General features: G+C 60.4%; 25 protein-coding genes, 1 tRNA gene and 2 pseudogenes. 12 read left to right on the top strand and 16 right to left on the bottom strand.

The window, feature by feature from the left end:
• Positions 1 to 9: 9 nt before the first annotated feature.
• Positions 10 to 729 carry an autoinducer binding domain-containing protein gene (locus P3T40_RS01785; RefSeq protein WP_429265952.1) on the bottom strand — a complete coding sequence of 240 codons (720 nt, stop codon included), beginning with the start codon at positions 727 to 729 and terminating at the stop codon, positions 10 to 12.
• Positions 730 to 1,269: 540 nt separating this feature from the next.
• Between P3T40_RS01785 and P3T40_RS01780 the strand changes: the two are divergent.
• A pseudogene (locus P3T40_RS01780) lies at positions 1,270 to 2,190 on the top strand (histidine kinase N-terminal 7TM domain-containing protein); the annotation flags it as partial.
• Positions 2,191 to 2,260: 70 nt separating this feature from the next.
• On the opposite strand, the gene P3T40_RS01775 reads toward P3T40_RS01780, so the two are convergent.
• The 4 genes from P3T40_RS01775 to P3T40_RS01760 are packed head-to-tail and all read right to left on the bottom strand — an operon-like array spanning position 2,261 to position 5,309.
• A complete protein-coding gene (locus P3T40_RS01775; RefSeq protein WP_429265951.1) occupies positions 2,261 to 2,608 on the bottom strand; it encodes a ribbon-helix-helix domain-containing protein in 348 nt (115 codons plus the stop codon).
• A gap of 21 nt (positions 2,609 to 2,629) precedes the next feature.
• The gene (locus P3T40_RS01770) at positions 2,630 to 4,216 is read right to left on the bottom strand and encodes a GMC family oxidoreductase (RefSeq protein ID WP_429265950.1); all 1,587 of its coding nucleotides are present in this window, start codon (positions 4,214 to 4,216) and stop codon (positions 2,630 to 2,632) included.
• A gap of 15 nt (positions 4,217 to 4,231) precedes the next feature.
• Positions 4,232 to 4,864, bottom strand: a complete 633-nt coding sequence (locus P3T40_RS01765) for a twin-arginine translocation signal domain-containing protein (protein ID WP_429265949.1) — start codon at positions 4,862 to 4,864, stop codon at positions 4,232 to 4,234.
• Positions 4,865 to 4,910: 46 nt separating this feature from the next.
• Positions 4,911 to 5,309 carry a VOC family protein gene (locus P3T40_RS01760; RefSeq protein WP_429265948.1) on the bottom strand — a complete coding sequence of 133 codons (399 nt, stop codon included), beginning with the start codon at positions 5,307 to 5,309 and terminating at the stop codon, positions 4,911 to 4,913.
• Between the two features lie 510 nt (positions 5,310 to 5,819).
• On the opposite strand from P3T40_RS01760, the gene P3T40_RS01755 reads away from it, so the two are divergent.
• A complete protein-coding gene (locus tag P3T40_RS01755) occupies positions 5,820 to 6,068 on the top strand; it encodes a hypothetical protein (RefSeq protein ID WP_429265947.1) in 249 nt (82 codons plus the stop codon).
• Positions 6,069 to 6,602: 534 nt separating this feature from the next.
• Here the strand turns inward: P3T40_RS01755 and P3T40_RS01750 are convergent.
• Entirely contained in the window at positions 6,603 to 6,857 is a 255-nt protein-coding gene (locus P3T40_RS01750; protein ID WP_429265946.1) for a hypothetical protein, read from the bottom strand.
• 211 nt (positions 6,858 to 7,068) lie between these two features.
• On the opposite strand from P3T40_RS01750, the gene P3T40_RS01745 reads away from it, so the two are divergent.
• Positions 7,069 to 7,773 (top strand): hypothetical protein, encoded by a 705-nt coding sequence (locus P3T40_RS01745; protein ID WP_429266124.1) that lies wholly within the window; start codon positions 7,069 to 7,071, stop codon positions 7,771 to 7,773.
• Positions 7,774 to 7,925: 152 nt separating this feature from the next.
• A complete protein-coding gene (locus P3T40_RS01740) occupies positions 7,926 to 8,246 on the top strand; it encodes a pyrimidine/purine nucleoside phosphorylase (protein ID WP_429265945.1) in 321 nt (106 codons plus the stop codon).
• A gap of 65 nt (positions 8,247 to 8,311) precedes the next feature.
• On the opposite strand, the gene P3T40_RS01735 is transcribed toward P3T40_RS01740, so the two are convergent.
• A complete protein-coding gene (locus tag P3T40_RS01735) occupies positions 8,312 to 9,400 on the bottom strand; it encodes a GAF domain-containing sensor histidine kinase (protein ID WP_429265944.1) in 1,089 nt (362 codons plus the stop codon).
• 236 nt (positions 9,401 to 9,636) lie between these two features.
• On the opposite strand from P3T40_RS01735, the gene P3T40_RS01730 reads away from it, so the two are divergent.
• Positions 9,637 to 9,777 carry a hypothetical protein gene (locus tag P3T40_RS01730; protein ID WP_429265943.1) on the top strand — a complete coding sequence of 47 codons (141 nt, stop codon included), beginning with the start codon at positions 9,637 to 9,639 and terminating at the stop codon, positions 9,775 to 9,777.
• Positions 9,778 to 9,813: 36 nt separating this feature from the next.
• Here P3T40_RS01730 and P3T40_RS01725 read toward each other — a convergent pair whose 3' ends face one another.
• Complete coding sequence (locus P3T40_RS01725; protein WP_429265942.1) at positions 9,814 to 10,965, bottom strand: acyltransferase family protein; 1,152 nt, start codon at positions 10,963 to 10,965, stop codon at positions 9,814 to 9,816.
• Between the two features lie 430 nt (positions 10,966 to 11,395).
• Here P3T40_RS01725 and P3T40_RS01720 point away from each other — a divergent pair, with 430 nt between their 5' ends.
• Together P3T40_RS01720 and P3T40_RS01715 are read left to right on the top strand one after the other, a co-directional pair.
• Positions 11,396 to 11,644, top strand: a complete 249-nt coding sequence (locus P3T40_RS01720; protein WP_429265941.1) for a DUF2442 domain-containing protein — start codon at positions 11,396 to 11,398, stop codon at positions 11,642 to 11,644.
• Between the two features lie 2 nt (positions 11,645 to 11,646).
• Entirely contained in the window at positions 11,647 to 11,838 is a 192-nt protein-coding gene (locus tag P3T40_RS01715) for a BrnA antitoxin family protein (protein ID WP_429265940.1), read from the top strand.
• An 83-nt stretch (positions 11,839 to 11,921) separates the two neighbouring features.
• Here the strand turns inward: P3T40_RS01715 and P3T40_RS01710 are convergent.
• Both P3T40_RS01710 and P3T40_RS01705 read right to left on the bottom strand, forming a co-directional pair.
• Positions 11,922 to 12,023, bottom strand: a pseudogene (locus P3T40_RS01710) (LysR family transcriptional regulator); the annotation flags it as partial.
• A 77-nt stretch (positions 12,024 to 12,100) separates the two neighbouring features.
• Positions 12,101 to 12,433 (bottom strand): nucleotide pyrophosphohydrolase, encoded by a 333-nt coding sequence (locus P3T40_RS01705; RefSeq protein ID WP_429266123.1) that lies wholly within the window; start codon positions 12,431 to 12,433, stop codon positions 12,101 to 12,103.
• 167 nt (positions 12,434 to 12,600) lie between these two features.
• Between P3T40_RS01705 and P3T40_RS01700 the strand changes: the two genes are divergently transcribed.
• Entirely contained in the window at positions 12,601 to 12,999 is a 399-nt protein-coding gene (locus P3T40_RS01700) for an SRPBCC family protein (protein WP_429265939.1), read from the top strand.
• 12 nt (positions 13,000 to 13,011) lie between these two features.
• Here the strand turns inward: P3T40_RS01700 and P3T40_RS01695 are convergent, their stop codons facing one another.
• Together P3T40_RS01695 and P3T40_RS01690 are read right to left on the bottom strand one after the other, a co-directional pair.
• The gene (locus tag P3T40_RS01695; RefSeq protein WP_429265938.1) at positions 13,012 to 14,007 is read right to left on the bottom strand and encodes an asparaginase; all 996 of its coding nucleotides are present in this window, start codon (positions 14,005 to 14,007) and stop codon (positions 13,012 to 13,014) included.
• A 194-nt stretch (positions 14,008 to 14,201) separates the two neighbouring features.
• The gene (locus tag P3T40_RS01690; RefSeq protein WP_429265937.1) at positions 14,202 to 15,293 is read right to left on the bottom strand and encodes a GlxA family transcriptional regulator; all 1,092 of its coding nucleotides are present in this window, start codon (positions 15,291 to 15,293) and stop codon (positions 14,202 to 14,204) included.
• A gap of 364 nt (positions 15,294 to 15,657) precedes the next feature.
• Here P3T40_RS01690 and P3T40_RS01685 point away from each other — a divergent pair, with 364 nt between their 5' ends.
• The gene (locus P3T40_RS01685) at positions 15,658 to 16,740 is read left to right on the top strand and encodes a branched-chain amino acid ABC transporter substrate-binding protein (RefSeq protein WP_429266122.1); all 1,083 of its coding nucleotides are present in this window, start codon (positions 15,658 to 15,660) and stop codon (positions 16,738 to 16,740) included.
• 40 nt (positions 16,741 to 16,780) lie between these two features.
• Here the strand turns inward: P3T40_RS01685 and P3T40_RS01680 are convergent, their stop codons facing one another.
• Entirely contained in the window at positions 16,781 to 17,509 is a 729-nt protein-coding gene (locus tag P3T40_RS01680; RefSeq protein WP_429265936.1) for a class I SAM-dependent methyltransferase, read from the bottom strand.
• 151 nt (positions 17,510 to 17,660) lie between these two features.
• Between P3T40_RS01680 and P3T40_RS01675 the strand changes: the two genes are divergently transcribed.
• Positions 17,661 to 17,737, top strand: a tRNA-Val gene (locus tag P3T40_RS01675).
• A 326-nt stretch (positions 17,738 to 18,063) separates the two neighbouring features.
• Positions 18,064 to 19,764, top strand: coding sequence for a dihydroxyacetone kinase subunit DhaL (gene dhaL, locus P3T40_RS01670; RefSeq protein WP_429265935.1), 1,701 nt, complete (start codon positions 18,064 to 18,066; stop codon positions 19,762 to 19,764).
• A gap of 11 nt (positions 19,765 to 19,775) precedes the next feature.
• On the opposite strand, the gene P3T40_RS01665 is transcribed toward dhaL, so the two are convergent.
• Positions 19,776 to 20,681: a LysR family transcriptional regulator gene (locus tag P3T40_RS01665; protein ID WP_429265934.1), complete on the bottom strand. Its 906-nt coding sequence runs from the start codon at positions 20,679 to 20,681 to the stop codon at positions 19,776 to 19,778.
• 172 nt (positions 20,682 to 20,853) lie between these two features.
• Here P3T40_RS01665 and P3T40_RS01660 point away from each other — a divergent pair, with 172 nt between their 5' ends.
• The gene (locus P3T40_RS01660; RefSeq protein ID WP_429265933.1) at positions 20,854 to 22,413 is read left to right on the top strand and encodes an MFS transporter; all 1,560 of its coding nucleotides are present in this window, start codon (positions 20,854 to 20,856) and stop codon (positions 22,411 to 22,413) included.
• Between the two features lie 11 nt (positions 22,414 to 22,424).
• Here the strand turns inward: P3T40_RS01660 and P3T40_RS01655 are convergent, their stop codons facing one another.
• Both P3T40_RS01655 and P3T40_RS01650 read right to left on the bottom strand, forming a co-directional pair.
• Complete coding sequence (locus P3T40_RS01655; RefSeq protein ID WP_429265932.1) at positions 22,425 to 22,709, bottom strand: hypothetical protein; 285 nt, start codon at positions 22,707 to 22,709, stop codon at positions 22,425 to 22,427.
• A 68-nt stretch (positions 22,710 to 22,777) separates the two neighbouring features.
• On the bottom strand, positions 22,778 to 23,194 hold the full coding sequence (locus P3T40_RS01650; protein ID WP_429265931.1) for a MarR family winged helix-turn-helix transcriptional regulator: 417 nt from the start codon (positions 23,192 to 23,194) through the stop codon (positions 22,778 to 22,780).
• Positions 23,195 to 23,502: the final 308 nt, after the last annotated feature.

The raw sequence follows: 23,502 nt of genomic DNA, 5'->3' as shown, positions 1-23,502 counted from the left end.
TCAGGTCGCTCAAGTGGTATAGATCAACCCCATTGCGATCGCCTTGACGACCGCTTGTGTCTTGTTGGTCGCAGCCAGTTTCAGCAGCACGTTGTTGACGTGAAAATTGACGGTGCGTTCGGAGATATTCAGGATCTGCCCGATCTCGTACGAGGTCTTTCCTTCGCCTGTCCAGCACAGCACCTCGCGTTCACGCAGGGTCAGTGTCGCGGCACTTTCGGGCGCGAGGACAGGCATCAGGAAGCGGCTCATGAGCGTATGCGATACGTTCGCGAGCCAGCTCATCGGAAGCGTCAACGAATCGACCTCGGTTTCCTTCAATCCATCAGCGGGGCGGGACAGTGTCAGAAGGCCGAACGCTCCCTGCGCGGCCCAGCTCGATTGGGCGGCGCCCACTTTCAGTCCGAAATCGTGGGCGTCGGCCCACAGCCGTTTCGCGTCGCCGTCCGGGGATTCCGGCCAGACAATCAGTTCCGAACCGCGCATGCCTGCACGGACCGTGGGGTCAATGTCTAGAAAGCTGCTCTGCTGATAGTGCTCCATCCACCCTTCCGGGTAGGTATCAAAGATGGCGACCACCGGTTTCGATACAGGCACCGCCATCCGGATTCCATAGCAACAGTATTCGAACCCGAGCTGTGCCGCGAACGACGCGATCTGCTGGAACAGCTGATCTTCGTCTTTCGCAGCGAGAAAGCGCTGGTAAGCATCATGAAAGCGTGGGTCCATCATCACCTCCCCGTAGCGACGTCGAGTTGCAGTGGGTCGCTGCCGATCCAGCGAACAGGTGCAGTTCCACTATAAAACCCTCGCCAAAACACCTTCATCCGTTCTTGCCTATTGGCTCTGTAGTTGTTTCCGGGCATGTGCTTAACGGGTTGCTGCTGATTCACGTGTAAATGACCGTAGAACACGAGACTGGCGGCCGGACCCGTAGTTTGCTGCGCTTTTTGATATAAACCACGCCAGAGTTCACTTATAAACAAAATCGCGCCGGTTTTCAATCTCCGTTCAGAATGGCGGCGAATGACGTAAAAACCGCTCGCCTTGTCATTGCCTGTCAATATTGACAGTTACCTTTCCACCACGTGACTGTAATACGCTGCTGTAAATGCCTGGCTGGGGTAGGCGGCGGGTTTTGCGGTCGATTATAACGACCCGGGTGATACGATCTGTGCCGCGGCCCATGACGGACCAGGTTTGATTTGTCGTGGTGGCTGCCTTTGAACGACCACGACCAATAAAAAGCGAACACGCCAATAGAGCGCCATGTACTCGATATTGCCTGCTTTCGTGTCCGTATTATTTTTGGGGTTCGGGCTATACGTGCTGGTCACCGGGGGCGTGACCCGTCTGTCCACGCCCTTCGCGCTGATGTGCATCTCCACCTGTTTCTGGCAGGGCACGTGGGCGGTCCTGTTTCAGACCACCAGTGCCGACGTCGCCGGTGTACTTGTCAAAGTGGGCTACCTGTTCATTCTGTTTTTGCCGACGACCTTTTATCACTTCGTCACCGAAGTGGCTGGGCGACGAGGCGAGCACCGTCTTTTGCTCGTTTCTTACGGCCTATGCGCGTTGCTGGCCATTCTGTTGCTCACGGGCGACGAGGTGGTGGCCGGCTTCAGGATGTATTTTTTTGGGCCCTATCCCAAGGCTGGCCCTCTGCATCCCGTCCACGTCCTGCAGACTATCTTCCTCGCGTGGCGAAGCGGCTGGTTGCTGGTGACGGCGCGGCGCGAGGTCCGCGGCAAGGCGAGGCGCGAGCTTCTCGACCTGTGCCTGCTTAGCCTGTGCTTGTATTCGCTCGCGGCTGTGGACTATGCCGTGAATTATGGCTACACGTTCTATCCACCGGGCGTTATCTTCATCGCGGCAGGGCTGGGCATCCTTGGCTTCACGATCGCTCGCCACGGTCTGATGCGCCCATTCCTTCTCGCGGCCACCATGGCGCACGACGTTGCCACGCCCCTTGCTGCCACCGGCATGTCCGCGGAGGAAACCGACACGGTCCTCCCGGAACAGCTGCGCGGCTACCATTCGGCCGTGCAGCACCGGCTGTTCACAGAAGGCCGGTATCCCGGTCAATCTGAACGGTTGGCGAGGCCTGCCTCTGCGATCCGGCGTCCAGTTGACACTACCAGCGCGGTGGCTGAGATGTCACCGGGATCGTTGAGCCCTGACAAGCTGGACCCCGATGGCGATTCCTGACTGGCACGTTGCCCAGGTCGCAGAGGGCGCATTCCTGCGTGAAAGATTGAAGTCAGACCGTCTTGAGGATACGCGGCCTGATCTCGTTTGCTGTGGCAGGCTCGGGTGAGACCTCAGCCGTACTCGTGCCGCCGGCCGCGCGCATGGACAGATAACGCAGACAGCAGACGCGCAGAAACGACGCGAAGTTGGTCGGCATCTCGCCGCGCAGCGCGATCAGTTCATCGTACAGCTTCACCGCGAACTGGCTGGTGGTCATGCTCTCGCGCCCCGCGATCTCGTGAAGCACGTCCCAGAACAGATTTTCCAGCCGCACCGTCGTGATGACGCCGTGGATCCGGAGCGACCGCGTACGCGACTCGTACAGAATCGGATCGGCGTTAATGTAGATCCCACACATGGCACTTTTCCTCTTGAAGACTCAGATCGAACGTTTGCTCATCTGCCCGGTGATGTAATCGGCCTGCCGGATCGCCAGCGTCACGATCGTCAGGGTAGGGTTCTCGGCGGCACCGGTCGTGAACTGACTGCCATCGGAGACGAACAGATTAGAGACGTCGTGCGTTTGCCCATAGCTGTTGCATACGCCGTCTTCGGGCCGGCTACTCATACGCGCAGTGCCGAGGTTATGCGTCGAAGGATAGGGTGGCACGCGGTACACCGTTTTCGCGCCAGCCGCCGCATACACCGCTGAGCCCTGCGTAAAGGCGTGTTCGCGCATTGCCTCGTCATTCGGATGGTCGTCGAAGTGCACGTTGGCAACCGGCTGGCCATACTGATCCTTGACGTCGCTATTCAGCGTGATGCGGTTCGTTGCGCGCGGCATGTCTTCGCCGACAATCCACATGCCAGCGGTATAAGCATACTGGTCCATGGCCTGCGTGAACTTTGGACCCCACGCACCCGGATCGAGGAACGCTGCATAGAACGGCAAACCCAGCGAGATGGTTTCCATATGGTAGCCGCCCGCAAAGCCGCGCTTTGGATCGAACACCGCTTCGTCCTCGATGATGCCGGCCATCGTGGTGCCTTTGAACATGTCGACCTTCTCGTCGAACACCGCATACACCGAACCCGTCGTGTGACGCATGTAGTTTCGTCCCACCTGGCCGGACGAGTTGGCGAGTCCGTCGGCAAACCGTCCCGAATGCGAATTGAGCAACAGGCGCGGCGTTTCGATCGAATTGCCCGCTACCGCAACAATGCGAGCCTTCTGGCGCTGCAGTTTGCCGTCACTGTCGTAGTACACCACTTCTTTCGCTCTGCCGCGTGCGTCGTGCTCGATGCGAACCACTTGAGCTTGCGTGCGCAACTCCATATGACCGGTGGCCTGCGCGCGCGGCAATTCGGTGTACAGGGTCGACCATTTAGCGCCGGTGCGGCAGCCCTGAAAGCAGAAACCGCGCTGGAAGCAGTGACTCCGGTCGTCACGCACGATGCTGTTGATCGCCATGTGCCCGGTATTGCACTCCTTGTAGCCGACCTTCATCGCCCCAGCCGACATCACCTTGAAGTTGTTATTGCCCGGCAAACCGGGCAAGCCGTTGGTGCGCGTCACGCCCATCTTCTTCTCGGCGCGGTCGTAGTACGGGTCGAGCTCTTCGCGCGTTAGCGGCCAGTCGAGCAGGCTGGCGTCCTTGATGTCGCCATACGTGGTTTTTGCCTTGAATTCGTATGGACGGATGCGCAGACTCGCACCGGCCCAGTGTGTCGTTGTGCCGCCCACGGTCTTGCAGATCCAGGCGGGCAGATTCGGAAAGTCTTTGGCGACGCGCCAGGTGCCGGAGGTGGTGCGCTTGTCCAGCCATGACAGCATCTGGAAGGAGCCCCATTCGTCCGTGACGAAATCGCTTTGAGTATGCAATCCGCCGGCTTCCAGCACGACGATGTTGACCCCTTTCTGCGCGAGCTCGTTCGCAAGCGTGCCGCCGCCAGCGCCCGAACCGATGATCACGACGACACGGTCGTCATTGTGGGAAAACCGCACCTTGTTGTTGTCTTGAGCCATGACTTGTCTCCCAAGTTAGCTATCCGAAGGAATCGGGCCGCTGTCTGCAGCGGGTGGGTTGGGCAGCCATGACAGACTGTTGAACCCCTTGTACAGATAACCCCCGTCACCCTCGGACGCCCCATAGCCGAAATGCGTGTAGGCGAGCGTATTGCTATACAGCGAAACCACAGCGGTGCTGCGCACGGTGCTGAAAAATGGCGTCCCCGCCATCGATTCGACATCGCGCGCCTGAGCGGCAGGGTCGCGTTTGGCCCAGTTCGAACCGCCGAGCGCATCCAGTTGCTGGACGCCGCTCGCGAGTTGCTGCTGGACGGCCGGGTCTTTGCGTGCCTTTGCATCCAGATCCTTGACGACGAGCGCATACACCGCGTCATCGAGCGTTGGATGCGGATAGACCTGGCGCGTGAAGGCGAGAATCACCTCGCCCTGATGGCTGTCGAGTCCCTGCAGTTCGACGGCCCAGACACGACTGGGCGCGAGTGCTGCGAAGATGGACGAGAACGCTAGCGTGCCTGTGATGACGCCCGTCCCCTTCAGCAACTCGCGGCGGGTGAGGGGGATTTTCAATGCAGCCGATACCGCGTGTCCTGCATGTGCGGTGTGGTCCGTGGGGTCGGACGTGATGGGGATCACCCTTGTATTCATCTCTGTCTCCTTGGTGTGATTCGAATTGGAGCTCGCGGCGATTGCTTTATTGGTAGTGGCCGTGTCGCTCCAGGACTTCAATCTTGTAGCCGTCTGGATCCTGAATAAAGAAGTAGCGGGCTAGCAATTCGCCGCTGTCGTTGCGAAATTCGCGCATGTCGTTTGGGGTCAAGCCGAGATCGACCAGACGCTGGCGCTCGGACTTGGCATCGTCGACGCAGAACGCGACATGGCCGTAGCCGTCGCCGTGCGTATAGGGCTCGGGGCGCCCCTTGTTCCAGGTCAGTTCGATTTCCGCCTCGGCCTCAGCGTTGCGCAGATAGGCGAGGGTAAATTCCGGAAAGTCGAGTCGATGCGACACCTCGAGATTGAACGCCTGACGGTAGAACTGCAGCGAACGATCGAGATCCTGCACACGGATCATCGTATGGATTAATTTGGCCATTACCGTGTCCCCTCCTTGTGATTCAAGTTTAGGTGGAGCAATCGGCAGAGGGGTAATGCCCGGCTAAACGGCGCTAGGGACTTGCCCCAGGCATCAGGCGCGGCAGCATGCGGGGAGATGCGTGTGGCGTTGCATCAAGAACGCACCGGGATGCCGTCGCAATGCGGCGTGCGGTGCAGCACGCGAGGTGGTTTTGGCGCCGGTAGGGAAGCGGCACGGTGGCGACCGTCACTCGATCGTCACTCGCTAGTGTGGAAGGGCGCTTGTGCGGGGGCTCAAAAAATACCCGCCTTGCGGCGGGTAAGTCCACATCTGGATGAGATATGGAGAGGAGACGCTTTCACGATAGTCGCGATGTCCGCTGATTGCAATTCGCCAAAAATCGGCGCGCCCGTTCGGTTGTGTTGACTCGATGAGCGAGTCGAACGTGTCGACCTTGTTCCTGGTTGGAACGGAACTTGCGGGTTTTAACACCGAGATCAACATCGATCCAACGAACGAGGAAGCGAAATGAAATCCAAAGCTATCGGGCTGCTTGCATGCATCGTGTCACTGGCAATTGCGGGCGAAGCAAACGCGGCAGGATGTATGAAGGGTGCGGCTGCCGGTGGAGTAGCCGGACACTTTGTCGGCAAGGGTCACGCAGTGGCTGGCGCCGCAGGGGGCTGCGCTGTCGGCCATCACATGGCCAGCAAGAAGGCGAAGGAGAACACCGCCCAAGCTCAGAATCAGCAGGCGCAGCCTCAAACGCCGCAGTAGCGGCAAGCGCAAAACCCGTAAATTCGCCCTGCAATATATACGTGACGGTGGCCAGCTTTGCCGGCGGGGCCGAAAGGTGAACTCCGGAAACATCGGACTGGCGATGGCCGCCAGCGGCCGCAGTTTTACGGCCTGCTGTTCGGTGCGGGCATTGTCGGCATCATGATCACGAATCTGCTCAACTCGGGGCTGGTGAGACGACTCGGCAGCGACCGCCTCATGCGGATCGGAACCGTCAGTGCCGCGCTCGCTGGCATGCTGCTTGCCGTCGATGCACGCACTGACTGGGGCGGCCTGATGGGTCTCGTGATACCGCTGTTTCTGTTTATCTCTGCGGTTTCTGTTTATCTCTGCGACCGGTTTCATCGTGGCCAACTAGATTGCCGGTGCGTTAGGCATTTTTCCGGAGCGCGCGGGCGCGGTGTCGGCGCTGATCGGGGCAGTTTCGCACCATCGAAAAGCGCATCGGCTATTGAGCGCGACTGTCTTCCCAGCGGTTCTGTAAAGCCACTGGGAAGCGCCCGCAGCAGGCAATCAGCGCCCGCCTTTGAATACGTCTCGCATGGCTGCGGCCTCGCCGTCCGTTTGTGACTGAACGAGTTCGCGATAGACCTGTTCCCGGCTTTTTCCGGTCGGCGCCCCCATTTCGGTCTGGGGCGCAATCGAGCCGCCCACCGAGAGCGCCGCGGCGTCCTGAGAGGATTGCGCTGGCGTGGAGGCCTCTTGCGCGAAAGCCTGAACGCAGAAGAGAGCAATGGCGTTGATCGCGAGGATTCGAAGGGTTTTCATTTTGCGTGACTCCGGAGAAGGTTCGTAATTGCCGATAAGGGGCAAAGGGGCAGTATTCCGGCGCTGTGACCGCAAACCGGCTTGGCGCGTGATGCAGGCGCGTGAACACATGCTGCGACTGTGGCGTTGGGACGCCAATGGACGTCAGGTGAAGAAATCCTTAATATTTGCGGCGCAGCTCCGCCCCCCTCAACCGCATCAAGTGCGAGACATGCTGACCTCATATTTCTGGAGCGGCGACGCGATCCGCAGTCGACGCGTGAGCGACATCGTGCTGTCGGGCACCGTCGACGTCCCAATGCCCTCTGCACGTCTGCTTGCTGATTGGGACAGGGAGATCGCGACGCGCATGGATCTCGAGCCCGGTGACGTCGAGGTCATGCCTCTGGCGCGAGCGCGGGCGCGCTGGCCGGAGTACACGCGCTGTGTGCAGGCGGTGTCCGATTGGACTGGCGCGCTTGGGCTGCCCGGGGTGCTGGCCTCAAGCGACGTAGCCCTCATGGCCTGCCGCGGCGCGAGGTATCACCATGACGGTGCGCAATATGGCGGTGCGGCCTTCTGCAATCTTTTCTTAAGCGAGGACAAGGGGCTGGACGTGCATTTTCCCTCTTTGGGCAAGCGCATTCGGTTGACCCGGGGAACGGTGTTGATATTCGATACCGGCCAGCCTCATGGCGTCATTCAGCGCGGCAGCAGTGGTTTTAACGTGGCCGAGTTCGCGCCAGACAAGGATTGCGTCCAGATGTTTTTGACCTGGGAGCTTCCCATCGAAGATGCCCACGTTGCGAACGCACTAAAGGTTGCCTTCGACGTCGCCCCTGCAGAGGCTCTGCAACTGGATGAAGAGCAAGTCCGGATGAACGGCGAGCCTGCAATGGTGTGCCCGGAGTCGGGTCGTTGGTGCCCGGTTGACTGATCGTCAGCGAGTGGCGCCTTTGGCTGCCTGTATGATGGCGGGCTGGCGCCTACCCGAAAGCCTGCGTGTGCGGTTCGCTCGAATCGCTCATCTCTCGCTGCTGCGAGGCGGCGCCAACGCATCCATTCACGTTGACCCATAGGAAGACCGCCATGACGGCCGCAACGCAATTCGATCAGGTTTCCGTTATCAAACGCGCCAACGTCTACTTCGACGGCAAGTGTGTCTCGCATACCGTTCTCTTCGCCGACGGCTCGCGCAAGACGCTCGGCGTGATCCTGCCTGGCACGCTCAACGTCGGCACTGACGCGCCGGAACTGATGGAAGTGCAGGCCGGCCAATGCCGTATCCGCCTCGAAGGCAGCGACGAGTGGAAGACGTATGGCGCAGGTGAGTCGTTCTCGGTGCCCGGCAAGAGCCGCTTCGATATCGACGTGATCGACACGCTCGACTACGTCTGCAGCTATCTGTAAAGACGCACAGACGCAAGGCGAGCGACGAGTCTTTTGGGAGGATAGGCGTCGGTCGCTGGCGCGCCTTAGCCGACCGGTAGACGAGCCGTGAAGCAGGTACCCAGTTCGGCGCTCGAGCACACCTCTAGGGTTCCGCCATGCGCTTCGACGATTTTCTTGCAGATATACAGGCCAAGTCCCAAGCCGCCGCCGGGCGTGCTTGAGGGCGGGCGCCAGTACGGTTCGAAAACCTTCGGTAGAAGGTGTGGCTCGATCGGTGAGCCACCATTGGTGACCGACACCACGAGTTGTCCAGCTTCGGTCCTCGCGTCCACGACAACCGGGACATCCGGCGAACCATGCGCAAGCGCATTGCCGACCAGATTGGAGATCAGTTGCTGTAGACGAACGGTGTCGCACTGCACCGTGCCTTGAATCGCAATCTCGCTGCGCACGACGCGTGACGGATTCGAATCGCACAGCTCGCCGATGGCCGCGCGAAGAACTGATGCGAGGTCGTCGGCGGGTCCGATCGCTGCCGGGATGCCTTTTCCAAGCCGCCCGCGCGCGAAGTCCATCACGTCGTCGATCAACCTCGCCATGCGGGCAGAGGTTCTTTTCAGGCGCATTCCCACGGCGACCAGGTCGAGCCCGCTCGGATTACGAGTGAGCAGCTCAGCCGTGGCATCGACGGCAGCCAGCGGATTGCGCAGATCGTGGCCCAGCACAGCGATGAACTGCTCCCGAAGACTTGCCGTCTCACGTTCGTCCATGAGTTGCGCCTCGGTCGACCACTGGCGCTGCTCGTTGTCTATCTGCATGGCGATCAGTTGCGCGAACACCTCGAACATCCGCACAATGCGGGTTTCGGAGACTTTTGCCGGACGGGGATCAATTGCACACAGGTTGCCGAAGTAGTCACCGTTGGGCAGGATGATCGGCACCGAAATGTAGCTTTCCAGTCCGTATATCGCGGGGGTGTGATGGTTGCAATAGGTCGCGTCCTGGGTAAAACGATCGATCACGATGGGCAAACGCGCCGCGCGTGATTCGAAGCACAGGGTGGTGCGCAAGTCCAGTTTGCCGCCAGGCTTCAACCCGAACGAAATGTTGTCCTGGACGGCGCAGGCCATCCAGGTCTCATCGGTGACCCGGGCCACGGCCGCGAACCCCATTCCTGTCTCGTCGCAAATCATCTGCAGAATGGACGGGACCGCCCCTATACGGGCGACTACGCCGATATCGCGGGAAAGCGATTCCTGGGAGTCCGCGGATAACGATCGATTTAGCACCTTGACACGCCTCGGAGTTTTTCCTCATTTTGCCTGATTTTAGAGGGCGCAAGGGTGCGTTCCTTTCAGATCGGACACCTTGCAGCTTACGCTATTAAAAACCCCGCTCGCAGAAACCCATGATCGAGCGCGTGCCGGCCCTGCCCAATGTGCAGTTCTATGCGTTCGCCAATACGACCTCTGCCGCCGCACAGGAATTGATCGCTGCGGTGGAAAAATCCGGCAGGCAAGGCAAGTTTCATATGCCTGCGCGTTGGTAAATAAAAAACGCAGTGCGTGGACGCCGGTTGTCGTTCCTATTCCACCGCCTTTGGCCCGATGCCGTCAGACGTAGGAGTCAGCAGAACCGGGTCGCTTACAGGCAGGCGCCTCAACCGGTTCGCGACGCGGTCTTTGAGGCGCAGGAAGGGTGCTTCGATGAAATAGTAGCTGGCGGTTGCCACCGCCACGGCCTCCAGAATGCCAAGCGGGAATGCATGGGCGATTGGCAGGTTCGCGTTCGCAAAGAGTTGCTGCCAGAGGTACAGGCTGAACGAGATTGTGCCAATGAAAACGAACGGCGGTGTCCGCAATAGGCGGGAGCACCAGAAATCGCTCTGGAAGTAGAGGACTACGATCACCAACCCGACCAAAGCAGCTTCGAGCGTGGTCCCGTAAGTGGCACTCCAGAATCCGCCGAGCCTCGATTCGGCAATCGGCATGAGAACAAACAGCACAAGAACCATCACAGTGGGAACAAGCGTTCCGCCGGGCCATGAGCGAACCCAGGCGTCGAGGCGGTCCTTGTTGAGCGCGACGAAACAGCCAATCAGAATTGGATCGATGCCCGTATGGAACATCATGCTTAGTTGTCCGCGCAATTGCGGTGCAGCGAAATAGGTGCCCACTCTGATCAATGGCACCACGAAGATCAGAAACAGGAGGACGCGTTGGCTATCGCGCCGCCAGATATAAAAGAGTAGCGGCGGCCACAGCCAATAGAACTGCTCTTCCAGCGCGAGGGTCCAGAAATGGCCGAGGTACCAGGCGCCGTCGGCATGCAGCGCGTTGTCGGCGGACATGCCGCCTAAACCGGAGTAGTTCCACAGGTGCAGCGCTGCGACCATGACCTGGCGACGGTCGACATCGGTCCATCCCATCATCGACAGAACGACGATGGTCGCGAGGTACGTATAAAACGCCGGCCATATGCGCAATGCCCGCTTCACATAGAAGGGAAAGAGTCTGATTCGGCCAGTACTCTTCAATTCGGCCTGCAGGATACTGGTAATCAGAAACCCGCTCAGGACGAAAAAGACCAGCACCCCCAGGCGGCCATCGGACACTAGCCGTAGCGGCCTCAGAAGGCCGGTGTAGCCCCCGGCGAGCAAACGCTGCGCATGACCCACGACGACCATCGTCACTGCGATAGCACGCAGCCCCGTTAGCTCTTGCACACGATGTTTCATGGCCTGTTCCCGCCTGGATTGTTAGTGGTCCAGCCTGGCGCACAACGCGGTGGGAATCAGCGTGAATGTGCAGCGATAAGTTTCCTCGAAAAATATTCAATCAAAATTGAATAAAAATTCGTTTGCGGGGCGCCGTTCACAGTGCCGGCAGATGTCGATAGCGGCTGCTCGCACAGGGACGCCCTCGGCCGCTGCCGAGTACCGGCAGCGCCTTGATAAGCACCACAGGGTGGAGTTCGACTGGATCACGGCCGCGCAGCACGACCTCATCAGGAAGCGGGGCAGCCTGAGCGGGAAGCCATCAGGAAGAGGATCCTTTGCGTACCGACTTATTGACGGTACAATAAGTGCGATGGCTTCACGGCGAAGGAACAGGCGCTGCTGACGGAAGTAGTTGAATCCAACCGGGAATTGATCGAAAGGACATGGAATGAGTGCTTCGGCTAAGGAAGTTCGGTTCGACGACTACACGATGTGGGTCGAACTTCAGGACGGCCGCACGCTAGGGGTGCCGCTTGCGTGGTTCCCGCGGCTGTTGCACGCAACGCCCGAGCAGCGGATGCACTTCGAGATCAGCGCGGGCGGCTTGCATTGGGACGCGCTTGACGAAGACATTTCGGTTGAAGGTCTGCTCGCCGGTCGCGGCGACATGACGCATCGCCCTGCTCGCGCTGCCTGACCATGAGCGATATGCAAACGTCCGCCCCGAAGCGCATGGGCCGTCCGCCTCTTGAAAACCCGAAGGTGAAGGTGACGATGCGGTACGACGCCGATATCGTCGACACTTTCCGATCGACCGGCGACGGTTGGCAGACGCGCATGAACGACGCTCTACGCACCTACCTGCAAGAGCATCCGCTCGACGCGCAATGACCGCGGCTGGCTCGATGAGAATTGAAGGCGCGGCGAGCAGAAATAATTCGCTTTGTATAACTCCAGTTTTCGTCGGTTAGCGGAGCGGCCGCCACTGCCAGGCTCAGTTTGTCGGCTGCCCGGGAAATGCTGCCATCCTCCGCGATAGCCAAAACCAGCTGGACGGTTGTCGTGTCGAATTTCACGTTGTCTCCAATCGTTGCGTCGATGTGCTTTTTTAGCGCTCGCGAATGCCGCCGAATGCACCCGTGTACGCCCGGCCTTAGCGGCTTTTATCCTTGTACTCGGTGTACTTGCGCGAGTCGCCGCGCACCTGGTCGGCCGGATACTTGGCCCGGTTGAGCACCATCTTTTCCTGCACGGCCTGAAAGAGATCGACGTCCAGTTTATCGGCGAGGCGAACGAGGTAGACGAGGACGTCGGCCATCTCGTGTCGAATGGCGGTGAGCTTCGCTTCGTCGAGTTCGCTTTTGTCGCCGGAGACAAGCCATTGGAAAGGTTCGAGCAGCTCGCTTGCCTCGACACTCAGCGCAGTGGCCAGATTCTTCGGCGTGTGGAATTGGTCCCAATCGCGCTCGCTCACGAACTGACGCATGATTTCGCGAATTTCCGCCAGGTCATTTTGCAATTCAGGTTTGTTCACGTGGCTTCCTGTTAGAGGTCGGGAGTGATTGGTCTAGATGATAAGCGCAATTTTCCCCAGGACGCGCGCCCTCGGGCGTCATATCGTGGCGTTTCCGGATCTGGCAAAGGAAGCGTGCAATGACCTCTATCTACCGCGAAATCGAACTCGAAGCCGCGCCTCTGGACGCGTGGCCAACGTTGCGCGACTCACGCAATCTCGCGGATGTCTTCGCTGGTGTACTGGTCGAGGTGACGCTCGATGGCGACGTGCGCACGGTCACGTTTGCGAACGGCAACGTGGTGCGAGAGCGTATCGTCGCGATCGATGATGAGCGGATGCGGATCGCGTATGCCGCCATGGGCGGACACTTCGAGCATCATCATGCGTCAATGCAGATCGTGCCAGACAGCCACGGACGGTGTCAGTTCGTGTGGATTAGTGACTTCCTGCCCGATGCATTGCAGACGGCCATAGAGCCACTGGTGGACGCGGGATGCGCCGCGCTGAAGCGTAGTCTCGGAGCTCCTGCCGGATAGCGTGCGTACCCCTCAGTAACGGTAAAACACGTCCTGCAATTCAGTGCTGTGTTGCCCGTCGCTCAGAGATAGCATGAGCAGGAGCCGCGCTTTCTGCGGCACCTGGTCGTCGACGACGAGCCAGTCGTATTCGTCGTCGGGCTGCGCGCCGTTGCGGGTTACGATGCCGCTACCGGTGCGCGAGGCCCGCACAATCTGTACGCCGCGACGCCTTGCCCGCAGCAGCGCACCGACGACATGCCCGGCGACATTGCCGTTGCCGGTGGCCGCGTAAATCAGTCCGCGGATACCCGATTGCGCAGTGGCCTCGATGACAGCAGCGTCGATGCCGGCATGGGCATAGACAATGCCGACTTCCGGCAACTGATAGATCTCGTCGACCGACCATTGCGTCTCTGTCGTATGGCGTCGTGCAGGAACGCGGTAGTAGCGTGGGTTGCCTTCGACGATGTATCCCAACGGTCCATAGGGAGAGCGAAACGATTCCAGCTTGAACGTGCTGGTCTTGACGACATCGCGTGCGCTATGGATTTCATCGTTGGACACCACGAGTGTGCCCTTGGCGTGGGACGCCGGGCTGCTGGCGACAAGAATTGCGTTGTACAGATTGAGCGGGCCATCCGCGCTGAGCGAAGAGGGCGGCCGCATCGATCCGACCACTACGACGGGCTTAGGACTCTTGAGCGTCAGGTGCAGAAAGTAGGCGGTCTCGTCGATCGTGTCGGTGCCATGTGTCACCACGATGCCATCCACGTCGTCCCGCCTGAGCAGCGTGTCGATGCGCTTGCCGAGTTGCAGCAGGTGTTCGGTCGTAAAGTTTTCGGAGCCGATCTGCATCAGTTGCTCGGCGCTCACGCGTGAAACGGCGGCCACTTCCGGAATGCCGGACAGGACTTCGTCGATGGACAGGACCGAGCACGCATAAGCGGACGTGTTGACGGACGATGCCCCGCGGCCGGCAATCGTGCCGCCAGTGCCGATCACGACGATGTGGGCCTTCTCTTTCATGGGTCTTTCGCTCATAGGAGTTGGAAGGGCCGGCGCGCACGACGTGCGCAAGGCGCCCTCCATCTGTAATTCACAGGGCGTGAAGGATCGCGCCACGCCGTGGCGAATGTGAATGTACTTTTAAAGCGAGCCGATGGAATTGCACCGATGTGCAAAAAAATAGAAGAAAAGCGCCAGGGCGGCGCAGGCCGACGTCATTCGTCCGTTGCCGGCGCGCCCAGCGAGGTACGCAACTTGCCCGGCGTCACGCCATACGTTTCCTTGAACACGCGAATAAAGTGCGCGGAGTCGGCGAAGCCACATTCATAGGCGATATCGGTGACCCGCCTGGCGGTATTCAGCAGCATCCAGCGCGCGTAACGCAGTCGCATCTGGCGATAGAACTCGTTGGGCGACGTGTTCATCGCTGCCATGAAGGCACGCTCGAGTTGCCGCACGCTGGTGCCGCTCATTTTGGCGATCACGGCGATGTTCAGGGGCGCTTCGAGATTTTCTTCCATCAGGATGATGGCGTGCCGCACCGTCACGTCTTCGACGGAAAGGTAGCCGAGCGCGCGGCGCCGTTCGATAAACGAGGCACCGCTGTGGCGGCTGACGGTCATCTGATGAATCACCTTCGATGCGCGGTCCGGCCCGCAGTGCAGGCTGATCAGGCGGGCCGCGAGTTCGATCACCGAGATGCCGCCTGCGCAGGTGATGCGCTTGCCGTCGATCAGGTAATCGCTGTTCGTGATGACGCGCAGCGCCGGAAACATCTGCTGATAGTCTTCCAGGTGGAAACTGTGCACGCAGGCCACGTGCCCCCCCATCAGCCCGGCACGTGCCAGCACGAAGCTGCCTGTGCACATGCCGATCAGCGGGATGCCAGCTTGATCCGCCTGGCGCAGATAATCCCAGTAGCGTGGGCTGACATGTTCGAGATGCGGCAGAAGCCCGCCAATCGCGACGATGTAATCGAATTGCTCCACCTCGGGGAAGGCCGCTTGCACGGTCACGGTGACACCGCAACTCGCTTCGACCACTTCATCCTGTTCGCCGATGATTTTCCATGAACAGCGCAAGGGCCGGCTTTGATCGCCGAGATCGGCGGCGTGCCGCAACGCATCGCATAACCCTGCGAGCGAGAGCAGCGGAAAACGTGGCCACAGCAGGAAGCCCACGTTGAGTTCGGCGCTCGAGCGCCCGCTCCGCTGGTCCGGCATGGCGGCGGCGTGGTCGAGACGTTCAACCAGCTCGCGGCCCGCAGGCGCTTCTTCGCCGCGAACTGCATGTTCAGTATTGCGCATGGCTGCTTCCTGATCGACGAAACGGATGCATCAGTTGAATACGGCCAGTATAAGGGCGCCAGCCCGTACCGGCGGTGCAGCGCGGGCTGGCGCATTTCTTCTATTTTCGGGCCGTTCGCTTCAATGCCGATTTTTTCGTCCTGACTACATTCGCTCCAACCCTTGCACGATATCGCCGTTGCCAATCCATCTCTCAAGGACGTGGATGAACGCGCAGATACGTCAGGGTAGGCGAACGCGCTGTCCTCTGCGGATAGCGCGTTCCTGGTTGATCCAACACTATGGCGGGTGCGGCATGAGCATGTTCGTAGAGGTTCGTCGTTTGACGACGATCGGCATTCTGGGTGGGCTGGCCGCGGCGGGCATGGGGTACGCCCAGGCGGACGAGTTGGTCAAGATTGGTCACGTCGCTCCCTTGACCGGGCCGAACGCCGAATGGGGCAAGGACACGGAAAACGGCGCGCGTCTCGCGGTGGAGGAAATCAATGCGAAAGGGCTCGTGATTGACGGGCAGAAGGTGACTCTTGCACTGGATGCGCAGGATGACGCATCGGATCCGCGCCAAGGCACTCAGGTGGCGCAGAAGCTGGTCGACGACCACGTCGTCGCGGTGGTCGGTCATATGAACTCGGGCACCACCATTCCGGCCTCGAAGATTTACAGCGACGCGGGCATTGTCGAAGTGTCGCCCTCCGCAACCAATCCGGTTTACACGCAACAGGGCTTCAAAACCGCGTACCGGGTGGTGGCGACGGACGCGCAGCAGGGGCCCGCGCTGGCGAACTACGCGCAGAAGGATCTGAAGGCGAAGACCGTGGCGATCGTTGACGACGCAACCGCCTATGGTCAGGGTCTTGCCAACGAGTTCGAAAAACAGGCCAAGACAGACGGGCTGACCGTGCTATCGCACGACGCGACGAACGACAAGGCGGTGGACTTCCGCTCGATTCTGACGAAGATCAAGGGCGAGCATCCGGACATCATCATGTACGGCGGGATGGATGCCACCGGCGGTCCGTTTGCGAAGCAGGCACGTGCGTTGGCCATCAGTGCACGCGTGCTCGGCGGCGACGGCTTGTGCGCCGATTCGCTCGCCAAACTCGCGGGCGACGCCGCGGATAACGTCGTGTGCTCGATAGCCGGCATGCCGCTCGAAAAGATGCCCGACGGTCCCGCTTTCGAGCAACGCTACGAAGCACGCTTTCATCAACATGTGCAGCTCAACGCGCCGTTCGCGTATGACGCCGTGTATATCATCGCCGATGCAATGAAGCGCGCGCATTCGACCCGAGCCGCGGACATTCTCGCGGCGATGCCCGCTTCCGATTTCGTCGGTGTGCTGGGACGCACCCAGTTCGATGCGCGTGGCGATCTGAAGCAGGGCGCAATCTCGTTGTATGACTACAAGAGCGGCAAGCAGACGCTGCTCACCGTGGTGAAGATGTGATCGCCAGCCTTGGCTGGTTGATGTGCGTATGGCGCGTCGCTTAGCGGTGCGCCGACACCAGCAACATCATCGGCCGCTCGCGTTCCTCGGCGAGTTCGGGACACGCGGCGACCTGCTCATCGGTGGGCCCCCATTCCTCGACATGTGCAATGGCGAAGCCCGTAGAGATCAGGAGATTGAGCAGGGTGCCGATTGTGCGGTGCTGTTTGATCACGCCGTTAGCCAGCCAGTTCGTGATGCGCGGACCTTCTTGCTGATAGCTGTCGACGGGCCAGGTTTTACGCCCGGCGGCATCCGTGACCCATGCCGGATGTTGCGAGGCCATGTAGATCGGATGTTCGATGGAGAAGATGAGGCTCGAACCGGGCCGCAGCGCGCGGTGGATCTGCTTGAGCAGACCGGCGAGGTCCACGATGTAGTGAAACGCCAGCGAGCTATAGGCCAGATCGAAGTTGGCCTCTGGCAAAGCGAGTTCTTCGAGGTCCGCTTTGGCGTAGGTAATCGCGGGGTCTGCCGAGCTTGCTTGCGCCTGCGCCAGCATCTTTTCGGAGACGTCGAGACCGAGCACGGTCGCGGCGCCTTGCTCGCGTGCCCATCGACAAAACCAGCCGTAGCCGCAGCCGAGATCGATCACGTTCATGCCGTCCAATCGCGGTAGCAGCGCTCGCAGCGCGGGCCATTCCTCCGCGCCGTCCAGGCCTTTCATCGATCGGCCGAGCTGGCTGTATCCCGCGAAAAAGCCCGGATCGTCATAGATATTCTGAGTCACTTTAGCGCTGCTCCAGTGGATTGCGCCGGGGCTTCGGGCGCGTTGCGCCCATTACACCATCCATGCATACGCGGCGCAATTTCCCAGCGAAATCCACTCGCGTCAGGGGCTTGTGCTGCGCAACGAGAGTCTCTATAATTCGCGCCTCTAAAGGCTCGTAGCTCAGTTGGTTAGAGCACCACCTTGACATGGTGGGGGTCGTTGGTTCGAATCCAATCGAGCCTACCAACGCACAATCGACGCAGACGGAAGCTGCACCATTGAGGCTTCAATGGCTTCAGTTTCTGTCTACTGTCGTGTCTTGTTTCGTTCTTCGCTGCATTCGTTGGTTCGTTCTTCCTTGCGCGCTGATTGCGCGACCTTTCCGCATATTCCCCTCCCGCTTTCCCGGACCTCGCAACGCGATGCGACGCTGCACGCCAAGGCGCGGTAAAGTCAGGTTTTCGGCGGCGCGTTTGCGGCCGTCCCTTGGCCATCCCCGTAGCAGTCTCGCAACCCCAGCCGCCACAGGCTCATGATGCACAAGAGCGCGGCATACAAGGAAGCTGACGCACATGAAGAAGCTCATCAACGATGTTTCCGCGGTCGTCCCCGAGATGCTGGACGGACTCGCCGCGCTCAATCCCGGTCTTTCGTTGCTGCAGGGCGGCACGATCATCGTGCGTGCCGACGGCGAAGCCGCAGCCCGGCGCGGTGAAGTCGCGCTGATCTCCGGTGGCGGCTCCGGTCACGAACCGGCCCATGCGGGCTATGTGGGTCCGGGCATGCTGAGCGCAGCGGTGGCGGGAGAAGTGTTCACGTCGCCCTCAACGGATGCCGTGCTCGACGCGATCCGCGCGGTAGCCGGTCCTGCGGGCGTGCTGCTCATCGTCAAAAACTACACCGGCGACCGCTTCAACTTTGGCCTCGCCGCCGAGATCGCCCGCGCCGAAGGCGTTGCGGTGGAGATGGTGATCGTGGCGGACGATGTCGCACTGTCGGCGAGTGGCGAGCACGCCGGCCGTCGAGGCCTGGCGGGCACGGTGCTGGTTCACAAGATTGCGGGCGCCGCTGCCGCCGAAGGACGGCCGTTAAACGAAGTGGCGCAGGCCGCACGCGAAGCGGCAGCCATGCTCGGCACGATGGGCGTCGCGCTCACGCCGTGTACGGTGCCGGCGGCAGGCAAAGCGGGCTTCGAGCTGGCTGACGGCGAGATCGAGTGGGGCCTCGGGATTCATGGCGAGCCCGGCGTCGAGCGCGGCGCACTGGAGCCGGCGGATGCCATCGTCGCGCGCCTGCTGACGAAGATCCTCAACGACCTCGCGTTGCCAGCGGACGCGCGCGTCGCCTTGCTAGTGAACAACCTGGGCGGCACGCCCCAGAGCGAATTAAATACCGTCGCCGCTTCGGCGCTGCGCTATCTTGCGGCGCGCAGCATCAACGTGGAACGCGCATGGGCCGGCACCTTCCTGAGTGCGCTCGAAATGGCGGGTGTTTCGCTGACCTTATTGCGCCTCGACGATCAGCGGCTTGCGTGGCTCGATGCGGCCGCGCACACGTCCGCGTGGCCCGCATTGAGCGGCCGTGTGGCACAGGCTTATGTCAAGGAGGTGCCGGTCGCTCCAGACGACACGGACGGTGCGCGACTCGCTCGCGAATCCAGGTTGCGCCACGTGATTGAAGCGGTTTGCGGGTGCCTGATCGAAGCGGAACCGGTGTTGACCGAGATGGATCAGCGCGTGGGTGATGGCGATCTCGGCATTAGCCTCGCCCGCGGCGCACGGGGCGTCCTGCATGAAATCGACACCTATCCGGCCGAGACAACACCGGGTGCCGTGTTGCGTGCCGTGTCCGCGACCGTACGCCGTGTGGTGGGCGGCACCTCAGGGCCGCTTTATGCTGTGATGTTGCTGCGCGCAGGCAGCGTGCTAGATCAATCCAGCGGGCCTGCTGAGAAGCGTTGGGCGGAGGCGTTCGGCTCGGGTGTCGCGGCCCTGATGGAGCTAGGCGGCGCGCATCCCGGCGATCGCACCATGGTCGATGCGCTGTTGCCGGCAGTCGATGCATTGCAATCCGCGCTTGCGCAATCCGCTGATACTGACGCGGCGTTGCAGGCCGCGGTCGACGCAGCGGCATCGGGCGCTGCACAGACGGCATCGATGAGCCCTAAACTCGGCCGGTCCAGCTATGTCGGCAAGCGCGCGCTCGGCTTCGCTGATCCCGGTGCGCACGCAGTCGGACTGTGGCTCGCGGCGATTCGCGAGGCGTTGCCTTAAAAACACGAACCTCAAGCGCGAATCATGTCCGGAATCGCTGCAACAAGGGCATCGATCGCGCAACGCGTCTTGAGCGGCAGATAGCGCGTCTTCGGCCACACGGCGTGGATGTCCTGGGCCCCCACGCCGCAGCGTTCCCTCACGAACGCGAGTTCTCCCGTCTGCGCGTAGCGTGTTAGCAGCCAGCAGGGCAACTGCACCAATCCGAAACCGGCAATGCCGGCGCCCGCGATGGCCTGGACGTCGTCGAGACTCAGTTGCGGTGCGATGCGCAATTCCTGCGGCTGGCCTTCGCCGTCCTGCACGCGCCAGGGCGTCAGCACACCGCCGCGTGAATAGGCGATACCTGCATGCCCGCGGAGGTTGTCGAGGTCGACAGGCATACCGTATTTCGCCAGATACGATGGCGCAGCACCAATGCTCATATGCTGCACGCCAAGGCGGCGCGCGGCGAGACTTGTGCTGTCCTGCAGATCGCCGATCCGCACCGCGAGGTCAAAGCCTTCTTCGATGAGATCCACCGCCCGGTCCGTGAAGGAGATATCGATCTGCAGTTGCGGGTGCTTGCGTGCGAGTTCGAACAGAACGGGCGCGACGCAGTGATGTCCGAAAGCGATCGGCACGCTCACGCGTAGGCGGCCACGCGGCTCGGTGCGCTCGCTTTCCAGATCGGCTTCCGCGGCTTCCAGTTCGGCGAGCGCCCGCACGCAACGGTCGTAATAGGCTTGACCCGCCTCGGTCAGCGTCTGGCTACGCGTCGTGCGATGCAGGAGACGCACCCCAAGACGCGCCTCCAGACGCGTAATCACTTTGCCGACTGCCGAACGCGTGAGATGCATGCGTTCAGCAGCAAGCGTGAAACTGCCCGCGTCGACGACCTGGACAAAGGTCGTCACGCCATCGAGCCGGTCCGTCATATTGGGTCCATGCAGGAATAATTAACGGGAAAAAGTCTCGTCAATGGGGAATCATATTCCCGATATATTAATCCTCGAAGTCGCGCGGATCGAGTAGCCCCGCATTTGAAGGACGGCGCGCAATGGACCTATCTACGCGCGATCGGACTTTATCCACCTAACGGCGATATCCATGACGCTCTCCCGTTCTCCGAAAAACGCGCTCGCGCTTGCGGCCGTGTGCCTGACCTCATTGATGTTCGGCCTTGAAATTTCGAGTGTGCCGACGATTCTCCCCACCCTTCAGACTGTGTTGCAGGGCGATTTCAAAGCCATGCAATGGATCATGAACGCGTACACGATTGCGTGCACAACCGTTCTGATGGCAACTGGCGCGCTCGCGGATCGCTTCGGACGCAAGCGCATGTATGTCGGCAGCATCGTGCTGTTTGCGATTACGTCGCTGCTCTGCGGACTCGCGCAAAGCGTGTCGGTGCTGATCGTGAGCCGCTTCCTGCAAGGCATCGGCGGTGGCGCGATGCTGATCTGCCAGGTGGCCGTGCTTTCGCACCAGTTCCAGGAAGGTCGCGAACGCAGCAGGGCGTTTGCTGCATGGGGCATCATCTTTGGTATCGGGCTGGGATTCGGACCGATCATTGGCGGCGTGATCGTCGCGGTCTCGAACTGGCAATGGGTTTTCCTGATCCACATTCTCGTCTCGGTCGTTGCGTTGGCTTTGGTCTTTGCCGGCGTGCAGGAGTCGCGCGATCCGCACGCGCAGCATCTCGATGTCCCCGGCGTCGTCACGCTTTCCGTCGCATGCTTCGGCCTTGTTTACTACATCACGCAGGGCCCCGATCTCGGCTTCGACAGTCTTGCCGCAATGAGCATCATGGCGGTGACAGTGTTGAGTTTTATCGCATTCCTGATTATCGAAAAACGCAGCATCCGGCCGATGTTCGACTTTTCAGTGCTGCGAATCCGCAGTTTCTCAGGTGCGTTGTTTGGATCGATAGGAATGAATTTCAGCTTTTGGCCGTTCATGATCTATCTGCCGATCTATTTTCATGGCGCACTCGGTTATGGAAACGTGAGCGCGGGGTTGTCGTTGCTTGCGTATACATTGCCTACTCTGGTCATTCCGCCGCTGGCCGAAAGGCTCGTACTTCGTATCGAAGCCCGCAGGGTGATCCCGCTTGGCATGTTCACGATCGGGCTCGGCTTCATCCTGATGAAGTTCGGCAGCGGCGCGGAGCACGCCGATTGGCTCACCATGTTGCCGGGCTGCCTCCTGTGCGGCATCGGACTGGGTTTGACCAATACACCGGTGACGAATACGGCGACCGGATCGGTCTCGCCGGACCGGGCGGGGATGGCCTCGGGGATCGATATGAGTGCAAGGCTGATCACGCTTGCCATCAACATCGCCATGATGGGGTTCATTCTTCTTGAAGGCGTGCTGTTTTACCTGACGCGTGTCTTGCCGGCTTCTGCGGATCGCGGGCAATTGCGCCTGCTCGCCGAAAAGGTCGCTGCTGGCGATATGGCTTTGCTGAGCCAAGGGAATACAGCGGGGAACGTAGCGCTTGCCGCAATGGATCCACAAGGGATGATCGCGCATGCCGCGCTTGTGCATGGGTTCGGGCTCGTAATGCTCTATGGCGGTGTGGGTGCGTGGGTTTTAGCCTTGCTTAGCGTTTTGACGTTCGGACCTGGCGCGCGGCAAAGCGCGGCGGCGAACTATGTCGGCTAACCGCACGCCGCTTAGCGTGAGCAAGCGGTGATCGCCGCTACGAACGTGCCCTGTTCCGCTGGATTCTGAAAGAACGCTTCGAGGCTAACGTGCTCGTCGTTTGCGGCTTGCTTAAGGCAAAGGGTCGTGTTGGCACGGACGCTGGAGGTCGCAAATTTGGCTGCGATTGCAAACAGTCCAAGGACCACCAGCGTAATAACGATGCCGACCGCCCAGTGCCGTTTTTCGGTTGCCCTGAACGCATACCGTTGCGACGCCTCGCAGGCATGCATACCTTCTGTCGCAAGCTTGTCCATTTCGGCTCCGAATTTGATTAGCAAGACAATCATTGGTGCTGCGCTAAAAGCGGTGAGCGAATGGCGCCTTAATCCAGCGCCTTCCTCACGTTATGCATGCCAGAGACAGTGGATTCGAACAGATCAGGACCAATTTTGCGGCGCAACGCTTTGGCGATGTCCGCACTGGCCTCATTGATGGGCCGGTCAAGCGCTTTGCCCGAGCGGGTGGGATAGACGCCCCATTCCCTGCCGTCCGCCTCACCCTGGCGGCGTTCGACCAATTCCTTTTCGCAAAGGTTGTCGATCAGACGGGTGGCGGTGGGGCGGGCGATGCCGAGGAGATCGGCTACCTGACTGCTTAAACTTCCCGGCGAGGCCAGCACGACGCGCAGCACGAATCCTTGCGCCGGTGTCAGGCCAAAGCGGGCGTACACGGTGGTCCATTCGCGCTCGACCAGGCGGGCAAGCGCGACGGAATTGAAATAAAGGCAATGATCGAACATGGGCGTATTAAAGCGCAAGATGATTAGCATGGCAACTATTAATTCCGGGAAGCATCAGATCGCCGTAGTTGTTCGTCCATATGCAAAATGAATACGCAGTTTCGCTGCTGGCAAGCAGATTGGCTGGGCGCGGCATTGCCGAAGCCGAGGCATTCAGCGAAAATCCCGCACAACTTCGTGTGCAATCGCACACCGCTTCGTTTTGGGCGCCGTAATATATCAAGGAAGACTTAAGGTCCGGTTCAATGGACCACGAGCTAAATATCAGAGAGAGGCCGAGGTCCGCGAACAGGGCCCGGCACAACCGG

This window comes from Paraburkholderia sp. EB58, assembly GCF_050436665.1.
In the GTDB taxonomy this organism is placed as follows: Bacteria; Pseudomonadota; Gammaproteobacteria; order Burkholderiales; family Burkholderiaceae; genus Paraburkholderia.
Note: the sequence above shows the minus strand (reverse complement) of the source record. Positions and strands in the feature narration are given on the sequence as shown.

Bases quoted from the DNA above. Each gene is read 5' to 3' on its own strand.
- P3T40_RS01785 (WP_429265952.1), bottom strand. From the start codon at position 729: ATGGACCCACGCTTTCATGATGCTTACCAGCGCTTTCTCGCTGCGAAA.
- P3T40_RS01775 (WP_429265951.1), bottom strand. From the start codon at position 2,608: ATGTGTGGGATCTACATTAACGCCGATCCGATTCTGTACGAGTCGCGT.
- P3T40_RS01770 (WP_429265950.1), bottom strand. From the start codon at position 4,216: ATGGCTCAAGACAACAACAAGGTGCGGTTTTCCCACAATGACGACCGT.
- P3T40_RS01765 (WP_429265949.1), bottom strand. From the start codon at position 4,864: ATGAATACAAGGGTGATCCCCATCACGTCCGACCCCACGGACCACACC.
- P3T40_RS01760 (WP_429265948.1), bottom strand. From the start codon at position 5,309: ATGGCCAAATTAATCCATACGATGATCCGTGTGCAGGATCTCGATCGT.
- P3T40_RS01755 (WP_429265947.1), top strand. From the start codon at position 5,820: ATGAAATCCAAAGCTATCGGGCTGCTTGCATGCATCGTGTCACTGGCA.
- P3T40_RS01750 (WP_429265946.1), bottom strand. From the start codon at position 6,857: ATGAAAACCCTTCGAATCCTCGCGATCAACGCCATTGCTCTCTTCTGC.
- P3T40_RS01745 (WP_429266124.1), top strand. From the start codon at position 7,069: ATGCTGACCTCATATTTCTGGAGCGGCGACGCGATCCGCAGTCGACGC.
- P3T40_RS01740 (WP_429265945.1), top strand. From the start codon at position 7,926: ATGACGGCCGCAACGCAATTCGATCAGGTTTCCGTTATCAAACGCGCC.
- P3T40_RS01735 (WP_429265944.1), bottom strand. From the start codon at position 9,400: ATGGGGTTCGCGGCCGTGGCCCGGGTCACCGATGAGACCTGGATGGCC.
- P3T40_RS01730 (WP_429265943.1), top strand. From the start codon at position 9,637: ATGATCGAGCGCGTGCCGGCCCTGCCCAATGTGCAGTTCTATGCGTTC.
- P3T40_RS01725 (WP_429265942.1), bottom strand. From the start codon at position 10,965: ATGAAACATCGTGTGCAAGAGCTAACGGGGCTGCGTGCTATCGCAGTG.
- P3T40_RS01720 (WP_429265941.1), top strand. From the start codon at position 11,396: ATGAGTGCTTCGGCTAAGGAAGTTCGGTTCGACGACTACACGATGTGG.
- P3T40_RS01715 (WP_429265940.1), top strand. From the start codon at position 11,647: ATGAGCGATATGCAAACGTCCGCCCCGAAGCGCATGGGCCGTCCGCCT.
- P3T40_RS01705 (WP_429266123.1), bottom strand. From the start codon at position 12,433: ATGCGTCAGTTCGTGAGCGAGCGCGATTGGGACCAATTCCACACGCCG.
- P3T40_RS01700 (WP_429265939.1), top strand. From the start codon at position 12,601: ATGACCTCTATCTACCGCGAAATCGAACTCGAAGCCGCGCCTCTGGAC.
- P3T40_RS01695 (WP_429265938.1), bottom strand. From the start codon at position 14,007: ATGAAAGAGAAGGCCCACATCGTCGTGATCGGCACTGGCGGCACGATT.
- P3T40_RS01690 (WP_429265937.1), bottom strand. From the start codon at position 15,293: ATGCGCAATACTGAACATGCAGTTCGCGGCGAAGAAGCGCCTGCGGGC.
- P3T40_RS01685 (WP_429266122.1), top strand. From the start codon at position 15,658: ATGGGGTACGCCCAGGCGGACGAGTTGGTCAAGATTGGTCACGTCGCT.
- dhaL (WP_429265935.1), top strand. From the start codon at position 18,064: ATGAAGAAGCTCATCAACGATGTTTCCGCGGTCGTCCCCGAGATGCTG.
- P3T40_RS01665 (WP_429265934.1), bottom strand. From the start codon at position 20,681: ATGACGGACCGGCTCGATGGCGTGACGACCTTTGTCCAGGTCGTCGAC.
- P3T40_RS01660 (WP_429265933.1), top strand. From the start codon at position 20,854: ATGACGCTCTCCCGTTCTCCGAAAAACGCGCTCGCGCTTGCGGCCGTG.
- P3T40_RS01655 (WP_429265932.1), bottom strand. From the start codon at position 22,709: ATGGACAAGCTTGCGACAGAAGGTATGCATGCCTGCGAGGCGTCGCAA.
- P3T40_RS01650 (WP_429265931.1), bottom strand. From the start codon at position 23,194: ATGTTCGATCATTGCCTTTATTTCAATTCCGTCGCGCTTGCCCGCCTG.